We start from the raw sequence: 24010 nt of genomic DNA, 5'->3' as shown, positions 1-24010 counted from the left end.
AAAGCTATGATAGCCTGTTTGCAATATGTGATATACTAATAATATATCACATAGGCAGCATTGAATCCTTAGCTGCTATTCTTAATAAACATTTTCCCGGATATTCAATTCGTTAAACAACCAATCAAGTGAGAAGTATGAATCTTAGTGAACTTAAGCAATTGCCTATTGCCGATCTCTTTAATATCGCACAAGAGATTGGTGTCGAAAATCCTTCCCGTATGCGCAAACAAGAAATTATATTTGCCATTCTTAAAGCCCATGCTTTAAAGGGTGAAGATATACACGGCGATGGAGTTTTAGAAGTCTTGACTGATGGTTTTGGTTTCTTGCGTTCTGCCGATGGTTCTTATTTGGCAGGCCCTGATGACATATATGTATCCCCCAGTCAAATCAGACGTTTTGGTCTACGTTCTGGCGATACTATTTCAGGTAAAATTCGTCCTCCCAAAGACAATGAACGCTATTTTGCCTTATTAAAGGTTGATGAAATCAACTATGATTCACCGGATAGTGCCAAGCGGAAAATTTTATTTGAAAACCTCACTCCCTTATTTGCTACACAACGTTTGGTGATGGAGCAAGGAAATGGCAGTACGGAAGATTTGACTGCACGAGTTGTGGATCTCTGTGCTCCTTTTGGTCGCGGCCAGCGAGGCTTAATTGTTTCTCCACCCAAAGCGGGTAAGACATTGATGCTGCAAAACATTGCACGCTCTATAGAAAAAAATTATCCTGAATGCTATCTCATCGTTTTACTTATTGATGAGCGCCCCGAGGAAGTGACTGAAATGCAACGATCTGTAAAAGGTGAAGTGGTTGCCAGTACTTTCGATGAACCCGCTAATCGCCATGTTCAAGTTGCGGAAATGGTTATTGAAAAAGCGAAGCGTTTGGTTGAGCACAAGCGTGATGTAGTAATTTTACTGGATTCGATTACTCGTTTAGCGCGAGCTTACAATACAGTGATCCCGTCTTCGGGTAAAGTTCTTACCGGGGGTGTTGATGCAAATGCGCTGCAAAGACCCAAGCGTTTGTATGGTGCCGCACGTAATATAGAAGAAGGCGGCAGTTTGACCATTATTGCTACGGCGTTGGTGGATACTGGGTCAAAAATGGATGAAGTGATTTATGAAGAATTCAAGGGAACCGGTAATATGGAAATCCACTTGAGCCGTAATATTGCTGAACGTCGAGTTTTCCCTGCGATTAACATTAATCGTTCAGGTACCCGTCGTGAAGATCTATTGTTGAGTCCAGAAGATCTACAGCGTACCTGGATATTACGTAAAATTCTACAATCTATGGATGAGTGTGATGCAATTGAATTCTTGCTTGAGCGTATGAAGAATCATAAAACCAATGCAGAATTCTTTGATGCAATGAAACGCCAAGAGTAAGTAATATTTAAATATAAAAAATAGTCTGGGTGATGACGATTACTTATTGCTGTTTTAAGTAAGGAATTTATCTTTATGTCCTGGGATTTGATCCTAAACGATCCTCATAAAATTTAAGATACTGAGGATCAAGTTGCTCCCAAAGCCGTTTAGCCTAAAGGACGTAGCCATAGACTTAAGGAAGATGTTGTCATCCCGCGAAAGCGGGAACCTATTTTTGAGGTAGATGCCCTACTCAAATAGGAATGGATTTCCGCTGAGGCGAAAATGACAAAACCCTGAAGTCTGGCAGTGATGCTCCAACTTTACCCAAGTTACTCTAGGGGATTTACTCATGAAATACTCTGATCTAAGAGATTTTATTGCCCAACTTGAATCTCGTGGGCTGTTAAAGCGGATCACTTATCCAGTATCACCTTATCTTGAAATGACGGCAGTTAGTGATCGGGTACTCCGTTCTGCTGGCCCTGCCCTGCTTTTTACTAATACGCCTCATTCTAAAATGCCTGTATTGACTAACTTGTTTGGTACGGTTGAGCGAGTTGCAATGGGTATGGGTGAAGAAAATATCGAGGCATTAAGAGAAGTCGGTAAATTATTAGCTGCTTTAAAAGAGCCAGAGCCTCCTAAAGGATTTAAGGATGCTTTTAATAAGTTGCCTTTATTAAAGCAAGCACTCAATATGGCACCAAAATATGTAAATGGAGCGGAATGCCAAACCCACGTTTGGGAAAAAGATGAGGTTGATCTTACTTCCTTGCCTATTCAAACCTGTTGGCCAAAAGATGCCGCGCCATTAATAACCTGGGGGCTTGTGACTACTAAAGGACCTCATCAGACACGTGAAAATATGGGGATTTACCGCCAGCAATTGTTAAATAAAAATCAATTGATTATGCGTTGGTTGTCACACCGGGGAGGGGCATTAGACTACCAGGCATGGCAGCAAGCTTATCCTGGGGAGCGTTTCCCTGTAGCTGTAACTTTAGGGGCAGATCCCGCAACGATACTTGCGGCAGTAACTCCTGTGCCCGACACTTTATCTGAATATGCGTTTGCTGGACTATTACGTGGGCAACGTACCCGATTAACACGGTGTATTGGCAATGAATTGCATGTGCCGGCAAGTGCAGAAATTATTCTTGAAGGTTTTTTGGAACCTGGAGTTGAGGCACCTGAAGGGCCTTATGGGGATCACACTGGCTATTATAATGAAATACAAACTTTTCCGGTGTTCACTGTAGAGCGTATTACCCATAGAGATAATCCTATTTACCACAGTACGTATACAGGTCGGCCTCCCGATGAGCCTGCAATTTTAGGGGTTGCTTTGAATGAAGTCTTTATTCCTTTATTGCAAAAACAATTCCCTGAAATTGTAGATTTTTATTTGCCTCCGGAGGGATGCTCTTATCGATTAGCTGTAGTCACTATTAAGAAACAATACCCAGGCCATGCAAAACGAATTATGATGGCGGTATGGTCCTTTTTGCGACAATTTATGTATACCAAATTTGTTATTGTGTGTGATGATGATATTGATGCGCGCAATTGGCAAGATGTGATCTGGGCAATGACTACACGTATGGATCCGGGCCGAGATACCGTGATGGTCGACAATACACCCATTGATTACCTGGATTTTGCTTCGCCCGTTTCGGGTTTAGGATCAAAAATGGGTATGGATGCTACCAGTAAATGGCCTGGTGAAACACATAGAGAATGGGGAGTGCCCATTGCTATGGATGAGGAAATCCTTAAAAAAGTCAATGACTATTGGCCTGCGTTGGGATTAAGTAAATGAAGGAAAAAATTATCAAAGCACAGGTGGAAGACATTTCACCATTAACCGATAGCATCATGCGCGTGGTTTTAGCTCCAGAACGGTATCTTGATTATCAGGCAGGGCAATATCTGCAAATTGTTTTTGACCAGGACGAGTTTAGCTATTCGATTGCTAATGCACCTTTAGGGTCGCATAAATATGAGTTGCATATTCGACATAGCCTTGAAAATCCATACACACAACGCTTATTTGCCCACATCAAGGAACATGGATTTGTCAACATCCGCTTGCCTTTTGGTGTCTGCTCCATTGAACATCTAGACGCACAGCGTCCCATCATATTTATTGCTGGGGGAACGGGATTTGCACCAGTAAAAGCGATGATCGAGCAGTTATTAGCGACTTCAGATACCCGGCCTTTTGAGTTATTTTGGGGAGCACGCTTACAAAGTGATTTGTATCTGGATGAAAAGGTGAATAGCTGGAATACTCACGTCAGTCGATTTAATTATTTTTCTTCCGTTTCTGAGGATAACAGCAAACCTCTGGCTTCTTTGGTGTTAGACAGGCATCCTCGTGATCTGAATCAATGGCAAATCGTGATTAGTGGTCCTTTTGATATGGTTTATAGCACAAGAGATGCATTAGTGAATAAGGGCGTTTCTCCAGAGCATTTATTTTCAGATGCATTTAGTTTTGAAATCAAAAAGACTTAAAAGAGTAAACTTTTAGCGCATAGATAAGGAATGATTCATGGAAACTTTATATCAAATTTTAGCTCTAATTGGTGCGGGAATGATTATTTTCATTTTGTACCGTACTATTAAAGGCAACCCTGGTCAATTTAGTAAAGAAAATTTGAATAAGAGCTTTTCAGCAATGGGGGTGTTAGCGCTTGTTTTGATTGCGTTTATTGCGCTACTTGTTCTGATTCTAAGAAACACATAGACTTTATTTTTCTTCAAAATTAACTCCATTTACTTGCCGTGCTTTATGCGCGGCATCAAGGTATCTGTGGGCTGCTACATAGAGCGCCATCCACTAAGTTCCAGGTAATGAAAAATGTACAACAGCACATGGCTGAGCCAAACAAGCTTGCAACGATGTATAGGGCTTAGTGAGTGGGGTTCCATATGGATTGCCCATTTATCCTGACAACTTATTGAAAGTAAAATAGTATCGATTAATTTGATATGACATATTAATATTACTAATTGGATTAATTAAGATCGTTCCGATTATATAGCGCATATCATTAATCGATAAAAACTTAATTCAATGCATTTTTTAAACGAAATCCAAAGAAGTCAACATCCTCAAGCCGGTTTAATTCCAGAGACAGTATGGTCCGAAATTTTTAATGACAACGAATTTCCCAACACCCTTATCTCTTGGATGGACATGCCCTATGAAGTGTTAAAGAAAAAATTAACTTCGACGATAGATATAGAAAAAAACAAAGCATGGATAGCCATAGCACTGAGCCATCCTTCCTTAAATAACCAACAGCTTCTTGAGTTAGGTGACGTATTAGGGCTTTGCACTTCTGAATTTCTTAACCTTGTCGTTCTATTAGGTAATAAGACGAACCATTTAGAGTTATTGAAGCGATATTTGCAAAAAGAATTCAATGAAATAGACAGTTTCACTATGGTTAAAAATTATTCTTTACGAATTCAGCGAGTTGCCAAATTAGGGTATTTAAATACCCTGGAATATCTCCTAGAGGCGATCGAGCCTAAACTAACTCGAAGTCAACTGCAAGACATGATTACTTATGACTCATGTGCTGCTTTTCGGGGGGCGGCAGAGCAAGGGCATCTTGATGTCCTTAGGTTTTTGGAGACAAAAATACCCGATAAATTGCACGACATGATTGAAGCACACAATTACTATGCTTTTCGATGGGCAGCGAATCAAGGTCACCTTGCTGCGCTCCGGTATCTGGAATCAAAAATGCCTGAGAAACTACAGGACATGATTAAAGCGGGATCCTTTTGTGCATTTCGATTTGCGGCCTCACATGGCCATCTGGAAGTTATTAAATATTTGCAAGAAAAAGCACCTGATAAAATGCTGAAAATACTTAAAAAAAATAATTTTATTGCTTTTCAATTAGCAGCAATGAAAGGTCATCTTTCAGTAGTTCAGTATATGTTAAGTTATCCATGTGTATTTGCTTACGCTGAGGCGCATCAGGAGGAATGGGGGCAACAGTATGTTTGGCCTTTTGTGTCACAAAAATTCACCGCTCTTCGTGCGCAACAACAAAATGCGGAAGCAACTAACTTGGATGCAGTTTTTGATGTGTCTGCTGAAGAAGCAAAATTCTTGTTTTATATAGCACGCAACCTGATTCGCAGAAACGATAGGGCCTTAATTGATGATTTACGCTTTTTGTTGAATTTGCCATCGGTCAAAGTATTGGCACATACTGCGGTGACAGCTAACCATGCTAATGAGCTATTACGCTTGGCGTTATCCGTGGGCAATCAGGAAGCCGCGAGTGTATTGCTCCATATTCCTGCGGTACGTGCCCTTGCAGAACAAAATAATTATTACCGTGAGGAACAACAAGGTCGTCTTGACTTAGCCGTTTTGGCAGCCGATCATGAATCCTCCATGACCTCCTTAACTCAAGGAGAACAAACACAGTTACAAGCCGTAATCGACCGCTATCAGTCTTTGTTACATCATGCAGGCGTTTCTCAGGTGATGATGGATTTGCGGTCTACTTTGCAAGAACACTATGAGTCCCAACCTGCACTCCTCACTATTCAAAAAAATAGCCACCATGAAGAGTTAGCATTACCTATGGCCTGGAATGACTTTGCAGCACTACGATTAACTTCAGAACAAAAGGAAGAAGCATTAAGAGCCTACTACCAAAACAAAGCCCACACTGCCTGGCGATATCTCTCCAAGCCTAACTCCTGGATGCATGAATATGCAAGTTATGTGTACATCAACGAGGAACATAGCGAGCGTTGGTCTACGTTTGAAGAATACCAATCGCTCATCTGCCTTTTGTATTTGGCAGCGCTTGATAAAGAGACTCCCTGTATTGATGAGTACACTTTTGAGACACGCCTTGAGCATTTTATAGAGGAGTTAGCTCATCTGGGGCGTGCACATAATTGGGATAAAAGTAGACGTAAAAACAATGGCCAACTCGAACAATACGATGATCTTGAAGGCGATCGCCCCAGTTGTTATTCAGGTGTTAAGCGCAGGCTTTTTCAGTCGGTGCTTGGTCATCCCTTATTAAAATTGGTTACAGAAGACGTTATTAAAGCAGAACTTAATGAGTTTCTGGTGATGCATTTCAAAAATGCAATCCATCCAAGCAATTGTATTTCTATTAAAAAAGCTTGGGATAAAGGCATTGATGGGGAGCCATTGGACGAAGAAGATATGAAGAAGATTCAAAGCATTAATGTCAGTGGGGAACAACAGCAAGACTTTAAAAACTACTTGTCTCACAAATATGGTTCTTCGCTTTCCCCTGGCTTCATTCTTCTCATCGATAAAGCTTTTGAATTAACCCCAACGATGGGTTCCCATTTGTTTAAACATGGGGGCTTAATGGTGGAGTTTTTCTCTAAACTTGAAACCACTGAGAAACAAGAAGAGCGTGTTTTCCAAAACCCTAATCGATTTTTTATGGGTAGTGTTTCCGAGTTACCGAACTCTAAATTACCTTCTTCAGCATTAACAGCAAAAAGATGCTAATAGTGATGGGCATGTGAGCTTTATGAGGAAAAGCTTACAACCGCCCATGTAGGGTTCCAATCATTGGTTATGAATCAAAGTCCATTGTGGTCTATAGAGATTGTATGGATGAAATGGACATTACCAACCACTTGAATGTATATATAAAATTAGACGATGTAAGAAATATGGGTCACTGTTAAGTGACATTCTTTATCACCAACCCGTAAGGTTCTATGATCTCCAACTTTAGCTTTCAATAATGTTTTCGCCAAGGGTGAAACCCAGCTTATTTTTCCTTCATTGATGTCTGCTTCATCCAGACCTACTATTTTGACACAATGGGACTCACCATTTTCATTGATGTATTGGACCGTGGCGCCAAAAAATACTTGAGTAAGGCCTACTTGAAGTTTGGGATCGACTATTTGTGCGCTTTCTAATCGCTTCGTCAAATAGCGAATGCGTCTATCAATTTCACGTAAACGCTTTTTTCCATAAATATAATCGCCATTTTCCGAGCGATCCCCATTACTCGCAGCCCAACTTACTACCTTCACAATTTCCGGCCTTTCATTACTGATTAAATTACGTAATTCAGCTTGCAGCATTGCAAAACCATTAGGGGTCATATAATTTTTGATGGCTGGTAACTTTTTGTCTGGACGCTCTGGTTTAGAATACTTGGTATCTTCTTTAGTAAAAACCTTGCTCACCACAAACTCCTATTATAATGGTTACGACATATTATTTTAATTATAAACAAAAGCAATATGCGGTCTTTAAGATCTCTTTGTCATGTGCAGGATTTTAATGGGAAGTTTGGATTATTCAGCAATGATTGATTCATCAAAAACATCTATTTCAAAGTAACTCCTACTTTTTCTGCCTCATCGACTGAGCTTTCAAGAAGATGTTCAGCAGATGTCTTTATTCCGAGTACTTCTTTAATGGTTTTCACTATTTTCGCTAGAAAGGTAAAAAACCATTTGTCATTGAAAGAGTGAATCATCAATGCACTTCGTTTCCCGGAGTTAGTCATATATTCAGCATGGTCCCTTATATCATCAGAATTGCCTTGGGCACTCAATATAGGATTTATTGTTTGAAGTAAGTTATGTAATATGTGTCCACATTCCTTTTCAGATAACCAGTCAATATGTCTATCTATATGTTGAATTTTTTGTTTGCGATCCAGCGACACAGGAAAAAATTTTTCCCCTGATGCTTTTGAAACTTTAAAAACCTCATTGCAAACTGACATAGTCAAGTTATCGATAACTGATTTTTTTCCTCTCACATTAGAAACATCTTTATTATTCAGAAAAAATGAGCCATAAAAATTTCTATTGGTTACTATAAAGTCTTCTCGTCTCAACTTGTCTTGCAAAATCAAAAAGTTCTTAATTATGTCCCTCAGGCAGGATTTTTTGGGGCTCATTAAATTATAACAAATATTCAATACATGAAATGCCTGACTCTCTTGTTTTAAGTCTGAATAACTTAGAGTACGAATAAAATCATCCAGTGTTTTTGCGAGTTCAGGTTTTATTTTAATCCCTTGTATTGCTTGATTTGTGATTTCGTACATATGGAATATGTATTTATTTGGCTCTAAACCGTTATGAGTCACCGCATCTTCATAAATTGCAAAGGCAGAGCGTACTACCTTGTCTTTGCTTTTAGCGCTATGAGGATTGTTTAAATAGTTTATAAATGATTCTTTAAATGTTTGGCTTAAATTGGGCATGGCCGATCTCAATAAATCCATTTATAACTATTATCGATCATATTGATTAACGATTTATTAAGTGGGGCTTGATTATCCCAGGTACAGCATGGTCCAGGTTTAACCTTAATGCAGGAGTTGTGCCCCAATTGACGGGCGGCCATTTCCGTAGTGCAAAGTTACAGGAACGGAATTTCCCCAGAGCTTTTTTAAACAATTGGGTCAGGAGTGTTGGGTGAAGGCTATTACTCTATCTTTGCCAGCCTGTTTCGCTGCATAAAGCGCGTGATCAGCAGCCTTGATGATTTCTTCAATAGAAGCACCATCTTTTAGTGCTTCGGCAACACCAATTGAAATGGTAACGTGACTCAATCGATTGCCTTTAAAATATAGGGTAATATTTTTTATCTTTTCACGAAGCTCTTCCATTTTAGTCAAGGCATTATTTAACGTTGTATTTAACAATACAACAACAAACTCTTCTCCCCTGAAACGTACACAAAAGTCGCTTTCACGGAAACTGTTTTTTAATAATTTTCCTATCGCTTTGAGTAACTCATCTCCCGCTAAATGACTGTAAGTATCATTAAAATGCTTGAAATTATCGATATCCAGCATTGCTACGCATAATGTCCTGTTTTCCCGGGCAATAAGAATGAGTTCTCGTGACAAAATCTCATTTAGATAACGTCGGTTATATAAATTAGTTAATGGGTCATGTAATGATAATTCACTCAATGACACCCGCAGGTTAATATTGGCAATGGCAAGCTTTACAATATTTCCGAAAGAATTCGCTATGTCTTGTTGGTGTTGTGTTAATTTCTTGTCTTTTGGTGCCCACAGGTGAATAACGCCAATCAATTCATTTTGTACCGTAAGCGGTAACGCCATATATCCTCCCTGAGGGGGAGTTTTATAATGAGAACAGGGAACTGATTTATTGGGATCATCCACTACATTCGTGGTTGCCTCACGAATTGAAAAGCAGTCTATAGGAAGAAATTTGTTGGGCAACAATTTTTCTCTTCCCCATTCGACTACCGTTTCTATTTGTCTGGTTACTTTATTATAAATTGATAGACCTCCATTTAAATCAGGAAATAAATCTTGGGCAATTAAATTGATTCGTGGATAAGCTTCTTCTGTTGTAATACAAATTTGCAGCGAACGATTTAGTTTATTTAATAAACTTTCGTCATGTTCTAATAATTTTAATTCATTTAAAGTTTCTATTGTTTTTTCATTCAATTGGCGCATTTTTTCTTCATTTTGAACGCGATCACTTACGTCCTTCATTTGTATAATAAAATTAATGGGCTCTCCGTGTTCATCATGTATTAGGCTTGAACTGACCATTCCCCAGATTATACTGCCGTCTTTTCGAATAAAGCGTTTTTCCATGTGCGATATGCGCAATTCACCTTGAAGAAGTTTGTTCATCGCTTCTCGAGTCATCGTTACGTCATCCTGGTAAGTGACTTCCAGCATATTTTTATTAAGCAACTCTTCGTCACTGTAACCCAGGATTTCTTGCAAAGTGCGGTTGGCATGGATGCATTTTCCTTCAGGTGAAACAATGGCCATGCCTATGGGGGCATTTTCAATGGTATTGCGAAAACTTTCCTCACTACGTCTTAAATCAGTCAAAAGATTGGAACTGTATAATTCCAGGTAAACGGATCGCACTAAAAATTGGTTTACTTGTGATGTGGCGTAGATCACCGTCATGACATAAAGCACGGTTGCCATAAGTAAGATAAATGAGAGTGAATGGGTAATGGATATAGATAAAAAAACCAGGAGCAACCAAATTGGCATCATAAAACAAATGTAAGCAATGTGCATGGTTAACAATTTAGCCGCAGGTGCCCCAAGTAAACCAATGAAAAAAACAAAAATGGTCATGCGATGCAGCGGATCATCTATGTAGAGAAACAGCGCTCCTCCTAAAGCCCATAAGATACCCGATTGGAGGTTATTTACTATAAAATAATTTTTCCAGAAGGATGAGTGAAATGAACCATCTTGTTTTATACGGCGATAATATTGAAATAAAAATAAACTTCGCAGTACATGGTTGAACAGGAGCATCACCAGGAGCCATATGACTAACAGAAACTTGTTCTTCACTGACGACCAAATAATTGCGGCATAGAAAAGTGTTGCAAACAAATCTGCAATAATTAAAAAATAAAATTTTTTATAAGACTCGGCTACAAGCTTATTTTCTACTTGCTCACTCTTAATGCCCGGAAATTCCATTAAAAAATTATCCTTATGCAATTATCCAACATTAACTTCATCATATCTCTTTATAGAATAGACCTATTTATAAAGCAATTTTTGAACGCACGTTGTCATGCTCAACATATAATCTACTAAAATGGGGGAAAGGGCGCTTCTAAATAAACAACGCCGTTTCCTTTATAGTTAATGGGGTGAATTGGCACTACAGTAATGCCCCTCTTTTTCTTTTAAATAAAAACCAATGTTTGGGTTGTTGATTGGCAATGTGCTTTTGTCTGCAATGAGCATGCATTCTTCCACATAGGTAATTTGACTGCTGTCATCAACCAGTAAACGGTACCAGGGATTGCGAGTAGCAAATTCACGTTTTTGAGCTTGCGGATTATAGCGCCCGGAAGCCTGAAAAAGCGGATCCACATCGACGATGATCGCTCTATAACGACTGTGTTTATGAATGACTAAATCTCCAATATTAAATTGTGCAATTTTATCCATGAAAGACTCCGTATTGAGCATCTTGGATAATATATCGGTAGAAGTAAATGAAGCTTGAGTATCTGCATTGTTGTTTATCGAAAAATCTCTGTGAGGGCATTTAAGCGGGCTAGCCTTGCAATGAAAACATTTATTCGCATAATGCAATTATAATCCTATCATTAACTTATAGTTGAATGACGAGTTCGGAAGCTCAAGATTTACGCCATGTAAAAGAAGCACGTCTGGAGCGAACCGGGAAATTAAGTTTTATTTTAGATACCAATACCCCAAAACAACAGCATAGAAAACAAATGGGGCATGGAGCAAACCATGCCTGTCTTAAAATAGGCTGATTTTATGTAAGTTTTCATCCAAATCTTTTATTGGCTTCACTTTTATTAAATCCAGTTGATTTTTTATATTGAGCTGAGATTGGATTGTTTCACTATTATTATTCTCTTTTTCCATAGAGTTTTTGAGAATTTTTTGGTACTGAGAAAGACGTTCTTTGGAAATATTGTGTCCAAAGCGTCGTCTTTTGAACGTATCTTCTTCTTTGGGCTCGATGAGGATATATTCATCATAGCCTGAACAATTTTGCCTTTGTTTGCTTGCACTACCTGATTCTGTGTTTTTTTCTGAAGGTTGAACCTCGGAAAAGTCATTTATATCCAATAGCCCTTCCATGCCAAATGTTTTAGGTGTGAGAGTACAGTAGCTCTTATAAGTAAAAACAGTACCGCCACTCATGGTATTCATTGCTTTAATAAAAGGCAGCATTTCGTTATCCGTAGGGCGATAATGGCCGCTATTATTAGTCACTTCATGTAAGCAGCCATTTTCAAAAAGCAAACTGCCAACACCCAATACTTTTTTTCCATTGCTTAAAAAGGAATGATTCAGATTGAGATCACAAAGCAGTTTTGGAGGGTCTTCGCAGGTTAAAACAAAGTTATACTCTCCATCCAGGGGATTCCCCTTTGCATCAACAAATTCATGGTTTTTATTATCAAAATGTACAAGGTAGGCTGTTTGTTTTTCAGGGCTGATATAGACATTTTCCGGATCATTTACAGGTAAAAAACGCATGGCTTTGCGTTCAATTTTAAATTCCGGCTTCATAGAAATGACTTGGTTCATTTCTTCGCCATGAAAAACAATATTATTCGGATACAAATTTTTTGGCATGATAGAATCTTTAAAACACAAAGGGGGGGGGATTGTATATTGCTCACAGTGATTTTAAAAGAGTCAATTGATTGTATTTTATTTGGATATTAAGATCCAACTAAACACAAGCGTAGAATAGAGGCTTTTTTAAGCGATAAATGAAAAAATCGCTGAACCAATTGTTCCTTGTGTTTGCGAGTCCTAACCCTAACTGCCGTTGATTTAAGAATTTGTTTTTCTTCCACCTGCATCGCGTGAGGTAGATAAATTCCTTAATTCAAGGTGTCAAACCATTTATTTTAATTTTGATCTTTTTAAAAAAATAAGCAATCAAAATACCTACAAGAAAATACTCCCATAGGGATTGCCCATAATAGAATACCCGATAGAGATAGTTCCCTTCTGAATTCTGTATATCTCGAAGAGGAATATCAACTCGAAGAAAACTAATAAGTCCAGTTAAAATGAGCCCTTTAACCAAAGTACTTGATGGGAGTTTTCCACTGCTATCTAAAAGAAAAAACGTTATAAAAGAAGCCACAGTCAACTCAAAACACGTAAGAAAATTAGATAGGAACAAGGCACTAGTTGACTCTTTGGTATAAATCCCCAAACCACCCATTAGGATACCCATGCGAATAAGATTAAAACTAATGGTTGCAACGATTGCCCATCCTAAATAGTGTACCAATCTCCATTTATATTCAGAAGCACGATGAATATAACAACATATAATATAGGAAACGCTTAAATAGCTCAGGTACAGAGTAATAATATTAAAGTAACTCAAGCTATATTTCAGAAATCCTTTTTGAAAAAGGCCTTCAGCTAACTCCATGATCAGCAGAGCAAATAAAAAAGTGCGCTCTGATAGTTTGAACGATGACCAATATTTTTTTGATAAAAGATAAATAATAATTGCTGTAACTACTCTACAAAACAATGCTCCATACATCATGAATATATTAAAAGAAATTGTATTTAGGATGGGTAATGGGAGATAAAGCGTAATATAAAGAGGCACACTCACCACGATCATACTAATGAACATAAGCCCTAAAAAAATCAACAAAACTTTCTTTTGCATTTTGATTTAGTCCCAAGGAAATATAATAAAATTATATAGTACTCTAATGGCTCCAGTCGCCCTTCCTTTAGTTCTCGTGTATTTCTTGAAAGAGAGAGCTGATGCATTACAGCAGATTACGGTTAATTACTCTTTTGCCTTTACCATTAGTTGTATGAATATCAAATAAATTGATATGACATATGATGATAATCAATTGTACAAATACAGGCCTTGGTGATTAAATTACGATACAAGTGATTATAATTAGGTGTTTGAAATGGGTAAAAACGTAGCATTACTTGATGTAGATCATACACTCCTTTTTGATGTAGAGTTGAACGTAGAATTACTTGATACGTTAAAAGAACAAGGAGTGAATGATATCTATTTATTTACTGATATGACGATGAATGATAGTGGTATACAGGATCGTCAAAATCTTATTTCTGACCTTGAAAAACGTGGATTCGATGTTCATGGTGTGATTACACCTGTAGATTTAGCATGGGACTTGGTTCCAGAAAAGAAGGCATTTGATTTCTATAATAAAAAACTGAGGGAATATAGTGGAAAGAAATGCGTCGGTGATGATTTTGATAATTTCTTAAGATCTAAAAGTGTAACACAAGACTATGATTTTGTAATTCCCGCTTTAGACAGAGCAATGGAAGATGTGGAGTGTGGGATTGCATTTAAAGAAGCACAAAAAGCTTTGGGGGGAAATATCAATGCTGATAGAAGCAGGGTGGCAAAACTATTAGCGGATCATAAAGCTGAGAGAAACGGATATAGCCATACAAAAGGTATGTTACTTGGCGCTTTTATAAAAAATAAACCCGGTTGGGTTAGTAATATTATTATTGCCGATGACAATGATCATGTAATACAAAGTATTAATCAGTATAAAGAGAAAAACCGACCTACCATACCAATCTGTGCTATTACAGTCAAAAAAGATAATAGTATGAAGCAAGCAGATTATAACAAAATAATTCAAGAAGATACGAGCTATCCATATATTGTTAGAGAAAAAATGGTTCAAGAGATAGATGAGCATATCAGACATTTAAAGCGGTCTAACATTTTTTTAAGCAGTCCCAAAGCTAAAATTACCGCTTTTGAAACATTAAAGACAAATCTAATTAAGGCAGATTTATCAAAAACAGATGTTCAACAAGTTATTGAACAATGGGAAAAAAATAAATCTACTTTCAAGAATAAGAAAAATGAATGCGTTGATATAAAGCAGGTTCTCTCTCAACACAGAAACCCCTTTAAATCGGAGTATAGAACAAAAGAAACATCCTCTCAGGAAATTGTCAGGCATTTTAAGGAAATAATTGAAAACGGTCGAAAAAAATCTTCTCCGCCACTAGAAAATGAACTACAAATATCTCCTGCATAATAACCATTCACGCTCCATGTCATATAACGATATAAATTTTAATAATTTTTGTGGCATGGTTCTTTTTTTGGAGGACCAGTCTCCCATGCCGTTAGGTTTGCAAACGTTAGATCAAACTTCACTGCATGGTATAAATTTTCTATCTTGATTACTCATGATACGCACAGGAAATTGGGGGCTGAATAAAAAGGGGCTGAATTTCCCCCTTAATTTTAGGGGGGATTCAATGGATATGCGAGATCTTTATAGTGATTATTTTCATTTTTCAAAACAAGTACGCAACAGCAGGATTGTCTGAGTTGCTTGATGGAGCCTTTCGCATGACAAGGTGGCCTGATTTCTTTGTGTTGTGTTTTATGATTTAAAATCACTATGGGGCTATATCAAAAAAGGCGGTTAGGTCGCTAGAAAGAGTTGGGGGTGTATTGATAGCTGATGATTTGATTGAAAAAAGCTATGCATAGATTAAAATGAATTGAATTGCGGGCATTACTCTTATGCTAAAGGAAAGGTTCTCAGAGGGATAAATATCCTTTCAAGCATGGTACGCCATGATGACTTTAGTGTACCCATAGGCTATGACGTTAAAGATGGGCTTAGCCCACGTAAGCAAGAAGATGCACTTTTGGCTAAGACGCTACGAGAAGAGTTTGAAAAATCACGACAAACCGATCTTTCCTCGCATCATATTCAGTACATCTTACATCAACAACTGCCGCAACTCACTTCATGAAAAATCGTGAATAATTATGCAACACCAATTTTAAAACTTCATCCGCTTTTCTTGCAAACAAGGCTGAGAGGCGGGAGGGGCAATCATATTTTTCAGTGATTCCATGTTGTTTATTGCCTGTTTACTTCAAAAAGCAGTACTTGTTTCACAGCGTCTTGCTCATTTATCAATTCTGCCTCCTTGTTCTTAAGAAATACTAAAAGCTGATCAATATCCACAATATGTTCAGGAATTTCTAAAGGAAGCGACGTTTCGTAAAGTTCTAGAAGATTTTTTAATGTGAGATGATTGGCGCTTTTTTTCGATGATGCCTTCTGCAATGGCTGTATTGAGCTATTATCTTTAAGATGTGTAGAAAACATGGATACCGCCGCCAGGGTTGACGAGGGAGTTGTCTTACTTAATGGCTGCTTTTGAGTTTCCTGCCTGAATCGAATTAAAAGCAAATTTTTTCAAAGAATAATCTAGTGGTTCTTATTACGAGATACTTGGACTTTCATTTACAACATGATGATAAAATGTTAATTTTTAATTTCCAAACTATTGAGTAAACCAATATGAAAATTAAAACGATTGTTTTATCATCACTAGCTTTAGTATGTTCCGTTGCTTTTGCAGACTCAACCCAACCCAAGGTAAGTATTCAACAAGCACTTTCTGCCGCTGAGAAAGCAGGATACACCAATATTCAAAAAATTGAATTTGAACATGGTAAATGGGAAGTTAAAGGAAGAGATGCTCAAGGTAAGAAATTTAAGATAAAAATCGATGCAACAACCGGTAACCTTTCTAAAAAAGATAAGGATTAAATTACGGTTAATACTGAACAAGCTCCTCGCATCAGGTCTAATGATGCGAGGCTTATATATAGGTTGTTTTTTTCATTGTAAATTTTCTTAAAACAACAACTATTTTCAATGCTGCAATTCTTGGTTGTTTTTCTTAAAAACAAAGTATTTTGCTACTTAAAATCAGTGACTGGTTTGATTGGCAATTGATTATTATCAAGAACGATCCAACTATGGACGTGAGGACTTGTCTTTATTTTTTATACTTTCATAAATACCTCAATGAAGAACGCGAATATACGCTTAATTTATATCATTGAATACTATGAATCGCCAATTTTCTGCCTAAAGTCTACTTTTACGATTAATCGGACTTAACAACGTGAGACTCACTCAGTACCTCTCTCTAAGCTCACATGTCTAGAAATTTACAAACAAGTAGTCTGATATTTAGTTAGCCGCACTCATTAACGACCTCAAAATGTCATGAAAAATAAAATTAGCTTATTATCAGGAATAGTAGTACTATGATCACAGCTAGAAAAAGTCTTTTTTACACTCTCCAAATCGTCGTTTTATTCATTTAATCCCTCGTACTGTAGTTTTTAATTTCTGACCGGTTTCCGGCTATTTTCACCTGATAAAGGTATTTATATAAAAATTTAAGGATATAAACATGTCTAAAGCAGTAAATGGGATTGTCAAATGGTTTAACGAAGCAAAAGGATTTGGTTTTATTGAGCAAGAGTCTGGACCAGATGTATTTGCTCACTTCAAAGAGATTGTAAGTTCTGGTTTTAAAACCCTTACAGAAGGCCAGCGAGTGCAATTTGTTGTAACACAAGGAGCCAAAGGCCCTCAAGCACAGAGCATAACACTTCTTTAAATTGAAAATCTGTTACTACTATATCTCTTTGGGATGTAGTAGTAACAACTCCAATAGAACGTATATCAGACAAGCACTACATAAAAAAATACCGCGAAGAAATGACAGATACTTCCTGATAAGACAAATAAGTGCCACAGCACATGACTAAATACCAATCGCTCCCAAATATAGAAAATGACCCCAACGGTATAGCACAAACCTCCTGCTACAATGTAGGTTAAGCCACCTGGTGGCAGTAATTGATAAAGAGGTTTTACAATGAGCAGCGCCATCCATCCCATCAGAAGATAAATTAGTGTGGAAAGTAGGTCAAATTTATGGACAAAGAACCACTTAAATAATACCCCGACAAAAGCTAAAGACCAAATAATGGTGAATATGGTCCATCCTAAAGAACCGTTAATCGTCACCAACACAAATGGTGTATAACTTCCTGCTATGAGTAAATAAATTGACGCATGATCTAAGATACGAAATAGATGTTTTATTTTAGGGTTCATCATACTGTGATAAAGAGTAGAACAAACATACATCAAGAGTAAAGTAGAGCCAAAAACAATACTTGATACCAATTTTAAACTATCGTTTTGATATGCCGCAAATAACGTTAATAAAACAAGAGCGATTAAACTTAATAATGCTCCAAGTGCATGAGTAGATGCATTACCGATTTCTTCAACCCGCGTTTGTGATGTGTCTGGTTTAATCAAAGCCATATGAGATTTTAATAAAATTAAATGTTTATGTGTGCAATCGCAATTTTCCCTGACAAGCATGCTATTTTAATCAGTGTAAGATTATTATAAGAAGCACAAGCCAACGGTAGAGCGATTTAAACTTGACTAATCACTTTAGCCAAGTGCTAAATATTAATACAAGCCTTACGTTGATTTCGGCGAATTCTCGCTTTTATTTTCATTCATTTTACTGGGACCTGTATGTAGAAAAACGTTAATTAGCGCCCAATATTAGTCGAAAAATCTCACCTTTCAATTCAAACGTATCTCCTGAGACCATCTTCTTCCTTTTCTGTTTTTCTATTATGCCGTTTACCAATACAGTGCCTGCCGCTATCATATCCTTAGCTTCCGCTCCATTCGAGGCGATACCTTCAAATTTTAGAATTTTAAAGAGCTCAACAGGTTCTTTATTAATCAAAACATCCTTCATATTATTTATTACTCCAGTAATTATGGATTGTCGCAATCTTTACTTTTTAAGGAAGCAAGATAAAGGGTTTCAATTTCAGTCCTTGCCCATGGTGTTTTACGCAGGAATTTAAGGCTTGATTTGATGCTGGGGTTAGATGAAAAGCAGTTAATCTTGACTCTTTTCGCTAATCCTTCCCAGCCATAACAAATCAACAATCTGTTTAAGATAGCCTCTAGGGTAATGCCATGCAGTGGATCATTAGAAGTTCTTTCCATCAACTTTACTTTTTTTGTTGCATATTAGGGTTTTAGCTACCCCATTCCGCTTAACCCTTCTACATCAAATACTATTTATCATTGGTTATTTTGGTGTTTCTAATGTAACCATAAAGATCGATAATACTACTTCTTCCGTTACTTAATCAAATATTAAACGTTGGGGTTGTGAAACTGTCAGTCCTAATTTGGCCAGTTGGAATACCCCTGAGAATAGACAGAATAGACTATATCACCTCTCCATCCATTATTGGGGGGTACTGTTTATCCAGTAACACCGCCTAGACCCAATCAAGCCTCGAATGCATGGATTTTTGGGGCATGCGTCCTTCTTGGCTAGTTCATGGGGAATAAATACGGGGCGGCCTGTTGAAAAATATGATCAAAGTTGGATCAAAATTACAGCTGTTTCATAAAGGATAAAAAATACCAATCTTTTGATATTCAAAGCAATAGCAGCAAAATAAGCCTGGATTTGTGTATTTTCCAATCCTCTGTATTGAGCTCGTTTTAAATCATGATAATTTTTTAATTCATTCATAATTCCTTCTAATTTCCACATTCGTTCATATAGTTTTTCTTTAAAATAATGTTGTTCCATTTCGTTTTTCATTTGATTATAAAGCTCAGCATATTTATTCCGAGTGACGTATCGAGCTGGTCCTCTATTTTTGAACTTTGCCAAACAATTTGGAGAAAAAGAGCATTGTTTACAGTCTTTTGTGGAAGAAATATAGATTGTGGTGTCTCCTTGTGATCACTCCCGCCCCAACCTGAATTTGCCGTCCAAACAACTCATGCAAAAATGCAATAGAAGAGCCATAAACCACCTTCGGAATCATAGCCCAATAAATTGCCTCAGCACACATCGGGCAAGGCTTAGCAGTAGTATAAAGACTTAACTTGCTCATATCGCCATTAAAACCCATTATTAAAGAGAGTATGAATTACTGATAACTCACCATGCAACATAGGATTGTTGTGAGTGCTGTTTACTGACTTCAAAAGAATTTCTTTATCATCGCAAACAATAATTGCACCATAGTGAGCCATGGGGTTAGTCGCGGAGAGATCCATCACTATGGTTAAATTTTGTGAGGATATCTCAGGACCTATCCCTGCTATCCGGTCTAGCATGTTTGCCCATCCATTTTGGTCTATAATACGCAATAAGGTCATTTATTAGGCAGCATGCTATGAAAAAGACGTTTGACTTGTTAGCAAAGCTAAATATTGATGAACTTAACAAATTAAAAGACCCCCAAAACTCAAAGGAGCTTCAAGACTTTATCAGACAATTAAATAAAGATTTTAAGAAATACGTTGCACCAGGTTATTTTGACCCGATGAAACAAGCCGATAACTGGCTGGCTCAAGTTAGAAATTTAGCTTTGCAAGGGCATAAAGGAATAAATCAAGCATCCATGGTCAAGATTGATAAGATTAATGAATTGTATGGTGGAATGAATGAAGTAGCCTTTATTACTTTGGATATGTATCAAACCATAGACACAGTGAAACATGAAGTTGAAAGAGATGCAACCCTAGGTGTAGTTCGAAAAGCAATTCGAGATGCGGATATTAAATCAATAATTAAGGATTATAAAGAACATCTAAAAGGTAAGCTCGAACAGGAGGGATTAAAGAAAACACCTGAAGGGGATATTGTAACCTTGAACAATGAAAAAGTTTTCACCCCAAAACAACAAAAATTGATTAATAGGTATAATGCTATTTCAGGCGTGAATGCTGATTTTGAATCTAAAAAGGAATTGAGTGAGGTTGAAATATCAACGGCCAAAAAAGCATTGCAGACATGTTTAGAAAACAAACCTGAGTGGTCTGAGAGACCTTTCCTGCAGAAGTTAACTGATGTATTGAGCATAGGCTTCAAACCTCTATATAGAGCATTCTTTTCTAAAGAATCTAAGATGGAAGAGCAATTGGACAAGCAATTGGACGAGTCTACGAAGCACGGATTATGACGCCAGATACGTTAAAAATAAACCAATCACTCAATAAGCGTAGCAATTGTCTTGAAAAAGACAGTTGCATTATTAACAAGTCTGCCAAGGATTCCTGTTTTTAACCATAGCATTTAAATAAACGATTAACTTACGCATGCAAGCAGTATGGAATAGAACTAATTTTAAAGATGATCTATATGCAGAGATTTAATTTTAATTTAACACTGAGAATAAAAGGCACCACAAAGGCACAGTTTGCTGACAATTAAAGACCACGTAAGACAACTAAGTTGAAATTGATCGCTCACATGCTAACCCAGTATCTATCTAATCTTTCGTTGTCTTTGATGGTCATAGAAAAAACCCTATAAATTCTTTATGGGCGGGTTCGATTCCCACGGCTTTTTAAAAATATCACTGTAGTAGATTTGTAACAGGTTTAAATATAACTATCGCAGTTCTAGACAGTTTTAGGCAGGAGTAGATAATATTGTTACACCGCAATGCATTGATTTTAAAATGATTTTATAATGATCTCATGGGCTTCGAACCAAGGTGTCGGGGGTTCGAGTCCCTCCGATCGCTCCAATTTTAACTTTATAATCAATAAGTTAGACGCAAGGATTAATCTATTTCAAATAATAATGTAGCAAAATTGTAACACTTGATTCTGATTTTTGCGACTTCATGTATGTAACAGAATAACCAATGGCTCTAATAGTCCAAATGGATAGAATAAAAATTACCTGCTATAACTAAAAAACACGCCAATAGTATTTATTAAAATTATAATAAGAATGGACGCTTATAAGGCTCCGTTGCAAAAACGAACAATAGTTTATACTTCAATTAAAAAAACTATTAGACGGGATTGTAAATGCGCTCAACGAAACCTGCGGCCTTTAAATGGCGTCATTTTCATGGTGAAGTAATTCTACAGTGTGTTCGCTGGTACTGTAAATATGGAATTAGCTATCGTGATCTGGAAGAAATGATGTCAGAGCGCGGCTTTGAAATAGATCATACAACCTTGTACCGTTGGGTTCAGCATTATGCTCCTGAATTACAGAAACGCCTTGACTGGCCTAAGAAACGTTACGCTAGTCGTTGGCACCTTGATGAAACCTATATCAGGATTAAGGGTGAATGGAAATACCTGTATCGTGCCATTGATGAACGGGGAAATACGATTGATTTTTACCTTTCTCATCGCAGGAATGCAAAAGCTGCGAAACGGCTCCTCAAAAAGCTTATCAACTCTAATCCCACCTGTGACGTCAGCATCAATACCGATAAAAATCCAGCCTATGGCCAGGCCATTAAAGAACTGAAGCAAGAAGGAAGTTTGGCTTCAGGCGTCAGTCATTTGCAGATAAAATACCGCAATAACCGACTCGAAACAGACCACGGCAAACTTAAGCGCCTCATCAATCCGGTCAGAGGATTTCAATCCATGAAAACCGCCTATGCAACCATCAGGGGGGTTGAAATCATGCATATGTTTAAAAAAGGTCAGTTTAATATTTGGATGTATGGTAACCGGACTGAGATCTCATTTATTAATGAGCAATTTGGAATTTACAACTGAGATCTATCCAAAAATTGCTTTTTTGTACAGTTGTTCTTTTTTGCAACGGAGCCCGATATCGTTTAACATGAAATTTACTAAATTTTATCTTATTCATAATCCCTTTGATGAATAACCTTCTTCCACTTTATCAATAGTATAGTGTAAAAATTTTTTTCTATAATTTGTTTATGGTATACACTCAAGTTGCTACTACGCTGAATAGAATAAAATCTCAATAAATTTCTTAGTTTTATATCTGATGTAGCGTTTAGAGATTAAACAGATTTATTGAGCATTGCATCGTGGAGATTCCCCCTGCCACAATCTTTTGGAACAAGCCTGTATTAGATTTTATCTTTAAGGTAGATAATTTTTAAACGTACTTTTATCAATTTTTGTATGTTCAACTGTATTGGCTACTCTTCCCTCAATCTCTATAAAGGAATCAGAATAATTAAAATTTTGAGGATATACAGCTAAATTCCTTTATTATTCAATTATAAATTAACTTCAGATCCAGTATCGTTGGTTTCTTTAATAGTTTATTCTTCTCACTTCTAGATAATTTTTTAATAACTATCTTTAAAATCCTTTAGGCAAATAATTCCTCTATTGTTTCTTGCATTTCTTCTTGGCTGGGTTTTGCATACCTAAATATTTCTTTAATAGATACATTACCACTTAGCTCTTGAGCAAAATGTACCCCATGTTTATCTGTTACCTTTTTTAAGAATGTATGCCTTAACTGATGGGGTGTAAAAGAAAACTGCTCTGATTCAGGTAAATAAGTCAGTGCTTGTTTCAATACTCTTTGGCAAATACGGTATACATCCAGAGTTTTTAGGGCAGTACCGTAACGCGTGATAAATAAAGGTTCATCATCCAGCCCCTTCCTCAGGGTTAAATACTGATCGAGATATTCTCTACTCTCTTGTGGTAATGGAATTTTTTGACTGACTCGTTTGGATTTATGGCGTAGCACATCATATAAACCTTTTTGGCGATATTGGCCAATCGTTAAAGTCACTACTTCAGATTCGCGAAGACCCGTACCCAGTAGCACATAAAAAAGCGCAGTTTCCATTATCGGGTTTTGGTTTTTACGAGTACAACTTTTAATCCGCTGTTCACAGGCTGATTTTAATCTCATTAACTGACGTGAAGTCAATCCATTCCAATCAGGTGTATCTGTTTGTACATCTTTGACTTGAGCTAATAGATCACCCGCTAATAAAGGCCTTTGCTGATGAAGCCATCTTCCCTCATGACGGATAGTTGCCATCGTGCGATTAATTGTCGTTGCCTTATATGCTTTTCCCGTTTTTTCAGGCGACCCTTTCACATGGACTGAATAATAAGACAACCAAGCTGATAAGAAATTGGTATCAAAATGAACATCTAAAGGATGAAAAATCTTATCTATCACAAACTCTTGATTTTTTGAATTTTGGCGATCCAGTAAATTCATGGAGTTCCTTTTTTGTTCTTTCCCAATTATACCCTGTTTGTGAAAGATAAGGTACCGGCCTGTTGTAAAAGATGAGGAAACTTTACACACTCTGATAAAAAGGATCTAATCCATCAATTTTAATTGAATAACAAGAAGTTAAATGCAAGGAAGAATTCTCGACAAATCCCA

General features: G+C 37.2%; 25 protein-coding genes and 1 pseudogene. 12 read left to right on the top strand and 14 right to left on the bottom strand.

The window, feature by feature from the left end:
- The first annotated feature begins 137 nt into the window (after positions 1-137).
- The 5 genes from rho (at position 138) to EKG34_RS15960 (ending at position 6918) form a co-directional block, all read left to right on the top strand.
- Positions 138-1400, top strand: a complete 1263-nt coding sequence (gene rho / locus EKG34_RS15980) for a transcription termination factor Rho (protein WP_003633706.1) — start codon at positions 138-140, stop codon at positions 1398-1400.
- Between the two features lie 334 nt (positions 1401-1734).
- Entirely contained in the window at positions 1735-3204 is a 1470-nt protein-coding gene (gene ubiD / locus EKG34_RS15975; RefSeq protein WP_003633705.1) for a 4-hydroxy-3-polyprenylbenzoate decarboxylase, read from the top strand.
- Entirely contained in the window at positions 3201-3902 is a 702-nt protein-coding gene (locus tag EKG34_RS15970) for an NAD(P)H-flavin reductase (RefSeq protein WP_003633704.1), read from the top strand. The genes ubiD and EKG34_RS15970 overlap by 4 nt, the downstream gene beginning before the upstream one ends.
- A 37-nt stretch (positions 3903-3939) precedes the next feature.
- Complete coding sequence (locus EKG34_RS15965) at positions 3940-4134, top strand: hypothetical protein (protein ID WP_003633700.1); 195 nt, start codon at positions 3940-3942, stop codon at positions 4132-4134.
- A gap of 330 nt (positions 4135-4464) precedes the next feature.
- Positions 4465-6918 carry an ankyrin repeat domain-containing protein gene (locus EKG34_RS15960; protein ID WP_003633698.1) on the top strand — a complete coding sequence of 818 codons (2454 nt, stop codon included), beginning with the start codon at positions 4465-4467 and terminating at the stop codon, positions 6916-6918.
- Between the two features lie 149 nt (positions 6919-7067).
- On the opposite strand, the gene greB is transcribed toward EKG34_RS15960, so the two are convergent.
- From greB to hspQ, 4 genes are all read right to left on the bottom strand, one after another.
- On the bottom strand, positions 7068-7613 hold the full coding sequence (gene greB, locus EKG34_RS15955) for a transcription elongation factor GreB (protein WP_003633696.1): 546 nt from the start codon (positions 7611-7613) through the stop codon (positions 7068-7070).
- A gap of 143 nt (positions 7614-7756) precedes the next feature.
- Positions 7757-8647 carry a hypothetical protein gene (locus tag EKG34_RS15950; RefSeq protein ID WP_003633694.1) on the bottom strand — a complete coding sequence of 297 codons (891 nt, stop codon included), beginning with the start codon at positions 8645-8647 and terminating at the stop codon, positions 7757-7759.
- 201 nt (positions 8648-8848) lie between these two features.
- Positions 8849-10891, bottom strand: a complete 2043-nt coding sequence (locus tag EKG34_RS15945; protein WP_080619842.1) for a GGDEF domain-containing protein — start codon at positions 10889-10891, stop codon at positions 8849-8851.
- A 168-nt stretch (positions 10892-11059) separates the two neighbouring features.
- Positions 11060-11371, bottom strand: a complete 312-nt coding sequence (hspQ, locus tag EKG34_RS15940) for a heat shock protein HspQ (protein ID WP_003633688.1) — start codon at positions 11369-11371, stop codon at positions 11060-11062.
- Positions 11372-11547: 176 nt separating this feature from the next.
- Between hspQ and EKG34_RS18315 the strand changes: the two genes are divergently transcribed.
- Positions 11548-11706, top strand: coding sequence for a hypothetical protein (locus EKG34_RS18315; protein ID WP_003633686.1), 159 nt, complete (start codon positions 11548-11550; stop codon positions 11704-11706).
- Here EKG34_RS18315 and EKG34_RS15935 read toward each other — a convergent pair.
- Both EKG34_RS15935 and EKG34_RS15930 read right to left on the bottom strand, forming a co-directional pair.
- On the bottom strand, positions 11693-12541 hold the full coding sequence (locus tag EKG34_RS15935; protein WP_003633684.1) for a hypothetical protein: 849 nt from the start codon (positions 12539-12541) through the stop codon (positions 11693-11695). The two genes, EKG34_RS18315 and EKG34_RS15935, sit on opposite strands and share 14 nt — an antisense overlap.
- 259 nt (positions 12542-12800) lie before the next feature.
- The gene (locus tag EKG34_RS15930; RefSeq protein ID WP_003633679.1) at positions 12801-13610 is read right to left on the bottom strand and encodes a hypothetical protein; all 810 of its coding nucleotides are present in this window, start codon (positions 13608-13610) and stop codon (positions 12801-12803) included.
- Positions 13611-13869: 259 nt separating this feature from the next.
- On the opposite strand from EKG34_RS15930, the gene EKG34_RS15925 reads away from it, so the two are divergent.
- Both EKG34_RS15925 and EKG34_RS19030 read left to right on the top strand, forming a co-directional pair.
- Positions 13870-14997 carry a hypothetical protein gene (locus tag EKG34_RS15925; RefSeq protein WP_012978734.1) on the top strand — a complete coding sequence of 376 codons (1128 nt, stop codon included), beginning with the start codon at positions 13870-13872 and terminating at the stop codon, positions 14995-14997.
- Between the two features lie 226 nt (positions 14998-15223).
- Positions 15224-15583 (top strand): annotated as a pseudogene (locus EKG34_RS19030) (IS701 family transposase); the annotation flags it as partial.
- 257 nt (positions 15584-15840) lie between these two features.
- On the opposite strand, the gene EKG34_RS15915 reads toward EKG34_RS19030, so the two are convergent.
- A complete protein-coding gene (locus tag EKG34_RS15915) occupies positions 15841-16092 on the bottom strand; it encodes a hypothetical protein (protein ID WP_003633671.1) in 252 nt (83 codons plus the stop codon).
- Positions 16093-16287: 195 nt separating this feature from the next.
- Here EKG34_RS15915 and EKG34_RS15910 point away from each other — a divergent pair, with 195 nt between their 5' ends.
- A complete protein-coding gene (locus EKG34_RS15910) occupies positions 16288-16539 on the top strand; it encodes a PepSY domain-containing protein (RefSeq protein WP_003633669.1) in 252 nt (83 codons plus the stop codon).
- Positions 16540-17194: 655 nt separating this feature from the next.
- Positions 17195-17404 carry a cold-shock protein gene (locus tag EKG34_RS15905; protein ID WP_003633667.1) on the top strand — a complete coding sequence of 70 codons (210 nt, stop codon included), beginning with the start codon at positions 17195-17197 and terminating at the stop codon, positions 17402-17404.
- Between the two features lie 65 nt (positions 17405-17469).
- On the opposite strand, the gene trhA is transcribed toward EKG34_RS15905, so the two are convergent.
- The 6 genes from trhA to EKG34_RS18695 all read right to left on the bottom strand — a co-directional run bounded on the left by trhA (position 17470) and on the right by EKG34_RS18695 (position 19971).
- Positions 17470-18123, bottom strand: coding sequence for a PAQR family membrane homeostasis protein TrhA (trhA, locus tag EKG34_RS15900; protein ID WP_012978735.1), 654 nt, complete (start codon positions 18121-18123; stop codon positions 17470-17472).
- Positions 18124-18358: 235 nt separating this feature from the next.
- Positions 18359-18577, bottom strand: a complete 219-nt coding sequence (locus EKG34_RS15895; RefSeq protein ID WP_003633662.1) for an RNA-binding S4 domain-containing protein — start codon at positions 18575-18577, stop codon at positions 18359-18361.
- Positions 18578-18597: 20 nt separating this feature from the next.
- Positions 18598-18834 (bottom strand): VF530 family protein, encoded by a 237-nt coding sequence (locus EKG34_RS15890; protein WP_003633652.1) that lies wholly within the window; start codon positions 18832-18834, stop codon positions 18598-18600.
- A 382-nt stretch (positions 18835-19216) separates the two neighbouring features.
- Positions 19217-19567: a transposase gene (locus EKG34_RS15885; RefSeq protein WP_223800115.1), complete on the bottom strand. Its 351-nt coding sequence runs from the start codon at positions 19565-19567 to the stop codon at positions 19217-19219.
- A complete protein-coding gene (locus EKG34_RS18700) occupies positions 19545-19703 on the bottom strand; it encodes a tRNA-specific adenosine deaminase (protein ID WP_231852897.1) in 159 nt (52 codons plus the stop codon). Before EKG34_RS18700 ends, EKG34_RS15885 begins: the two co-directional genes overlap by 23 nt.
- A 49-nt stretch (positions 19704-19752) precedes the next feature.
- Positions 19753-19971, bottom strand: coding sequence for a hypothetical protein (locus EKG34_RS18695; protein WP_012978737.1), 219 nt, complete (start codon positions 19969-19971; stop codon positions 19753-19755).
- Between the two features lie 59 nt (positions 19972-20030).
- Here EKG34_RS18695 and EKG34_RS15875 point away from each other — a divergent pair, with 59 nt between their 5' ends.
- Both EKG34_RS15875 and EKG34_RS15870 read left to right on the top strand, forming a co-directional pair.
- Positions 20031-20819: a hypothetical protein gene (locus tag EKG34_RS15875; RefSeq protein WP_003633647.1), complete on the top strand. Its 789-nt coding sequence runs from the start codon at positions 20031-20033 to the stop codon at positions 20817-20819.
- 859 nt (positions 20820-21678) lie between these two features.
- Positions 21679-22389, top strand: coding sequence for an IS6 family transposase (locus EKG34_RS15870; RefSeq protein ID WP_003633645.1), 711 nt, complete (start codon positions 21679-21681; stop codon positions 22387-22389).
- A 574-nt stretch (positions 22390-22963) separates the two neighbouring features.
- Here the strand turns inward: EKG34_RS15870 and EKG34_RS15865 are convergent.
- Entirely contained in the window at positions 22964-23839 is an 876-nt protein-coding gene (locus EKG34_RS15865) for a tyrosine-type recombinase/integrase (RefSeq protein WP_003633641.1), read from the bottom strand.
- Positions 23840-24010: the final 171 nt, after the last annotated feature.

The organism is Legionella longbeachae (assembly GCF_004283175.1).
In the GTDB taxonomy this organism is placed as follows: Bacteria; Pseudomonadota; Gammaproteobacteria; order Legionellales; family Legionellaceae; genus Legionella; species Legionella longbeachae.
The sequence above is the reverse complement of the archived record's forward strand: the minus strand, read 5'-3'. Positions and strand labels throughout refer to the sequence as shown.

Excerpts from the sequence above, each read along its gene's own strand:
- EKG34_RS18700 (WP_231852897.1), bottom strand. The coding sequence starts at position 19,703 with ATGTGTGCTGAGGCAATTTATTGGGCTATGATTCCGAAGGTGGTTTAT.
- EKG34_RS18695 (WP_012978737.1), bottom strand. The coding sequence starts at position 19,971 with ATGCTAGACCGGATAGCAGGGATAGGTCCTGAGATATCCTCACAAAAT.
- EKG34_RS15950 (WP_003633694.1), bottom strand. The coding sequence starts at position 8,647 with ATGCCCAATTTAAGCCAAACATTTAAAGAATCATTTATAAACTATTTA.
- EKG34_RS15890 (WP_003633652.1), bottom strand. The coding sequence starts at position 18,834 with ATGGAAAGAACTTCTAATGATCCACTGCATGGCATTACCCTAGAGGCT.
- EKG34_RS15945 (WP_080619842.1), bottom strand. The coding sequence starts at position 10,891 with ATGGAATTTCCGGGCATTAAGAGTGAGCAAGTAGAAAATAAGCTTGTA.
- EKG34_RS15870 (WP_003633645.1), top strand. The coding sequence starts at position 21,679 with ATGCGCTCAACGAAACCTGCGGCCTTTAAATGGCGTCATTTTCATGGT.
- ubiD (WP_003633705.1), top strand. The coding sequence starts at position 1,735 with ATGAAATACTCTGATCTAAGAGATTTTATTGCCCAACTTGAATCTCGT.
- EKG34_RS15960 (WP_003633698.1), top strand. The coding sequence starts at position 4,465 with ATGCATTTTTTAAACGAAATCCAAAGAAGTCAACATCCTCAAGCCGGT.
- hspQ (WP_003633688.1), bottom strand. The coding sequence starts at position 11,371 with ATGGATAAAATTGCACAATTTAATATTGGAGATTTAGTCATTCATAAA.
- trhA (WP_012978735.1), bottom strand. The coding sequence starts at position 18,123 with ATGGCTTTGATTAAACCAGACACATCACAAACGCGGGTTGAAGAAATC.
- EKG34_RS15895 (WP_003633662.1), bottom strand. The coding sequence starts at position 18,577 with ATGAAGGATGTTTTGATTAATAAAGAACCTGTTGAGCTCTTTAAAATT.
- EKG34_RS15910 (WP_003633669.1), top strand. The coding sequence starts at position 16,288 with ATGAAAATTAAAACGATTGTTTTATCATCACTAGCTTTAGTATGTTCC.
- EKG34_RS15970 (WP_003633704.1), top strand. The coding sequence starts at position 3,201 with ATGAAGGAAAAAATTATCAAAGCACAGGTGGAAGACATTTCACCATTA.
- EKG34_RS15935 (WP_003633684.1), bottom strand. The coding sequence starts at position 12,541 with ATGCCAAAAAATTTGTATCCGAATAATATTGTTTTTCATGGCGAAGAA.
- EKG34_RS15865 (WP_003633641.1), bottom strand. The coding sequence starts at position 23,839 with ATGAATTTACTGGATCGCCAAAATTCAAAAAATCAAGAGTTTGTGATA.
- rho (WP_003633706.1), top strand. The coding sequence starts at position 138 with ATGAATCTTAGTGAACTTAAGCAATTGCCTATTGCCGATCTCTTTAAT.
- EKG34_RS15925 (WP_012978734.1), top strand. The coding sequence starts at position 13,870 with ATGGGTAAAAACGTAGCATTACTTGATGTAGATCATACACTCCTTTTT.
- EKG34_RS15930 (WP_003633679.1), bottom strand. The coding sequence starts at position 13,610 with ATGCAAAAGAAAGTTTTGTTGATTTTTTTAGGGCTTATGTTCATTAGT.
- EKG34_RS15965 (WP_003633700.1), top strand. The coding sequence starts at position 3,940 with ATGGAAACTTTATATCAAATTTTAGCTCTAATTGGTGCGGGAATGATT.
- EKG34_RS15915 (WP_003633671.1), bottom strand. The coding sequence starts at position 16,092 with ATGTTTTCTACACATCTTAAAGATAATAGCTCAATACAGCCATTGCAG.
- EKG34_RS18315 (WP_003633686.1), top strand. The coding sequence starts at position 11,548 with ATGACGAGTTCGGAAGCTCAAGATTTACGCCATGTAAAAGAAGCACGT.
- EKG34_RS15875 (WP_003633647.1), top strand. The coding sequence starts at position 20,031 with ATGAAAAAGACGTTTGACTTGTTAGCAAAGCTAAATATTGATGAACTT.
- EKG34_RS15905 (WP_003633667.1), top strand. The coding sequence starts at position 17,195 with ATGTCTAAAGCAGTAAATGGGATTGTCAAATGGTTTAACGAAGCAAAA.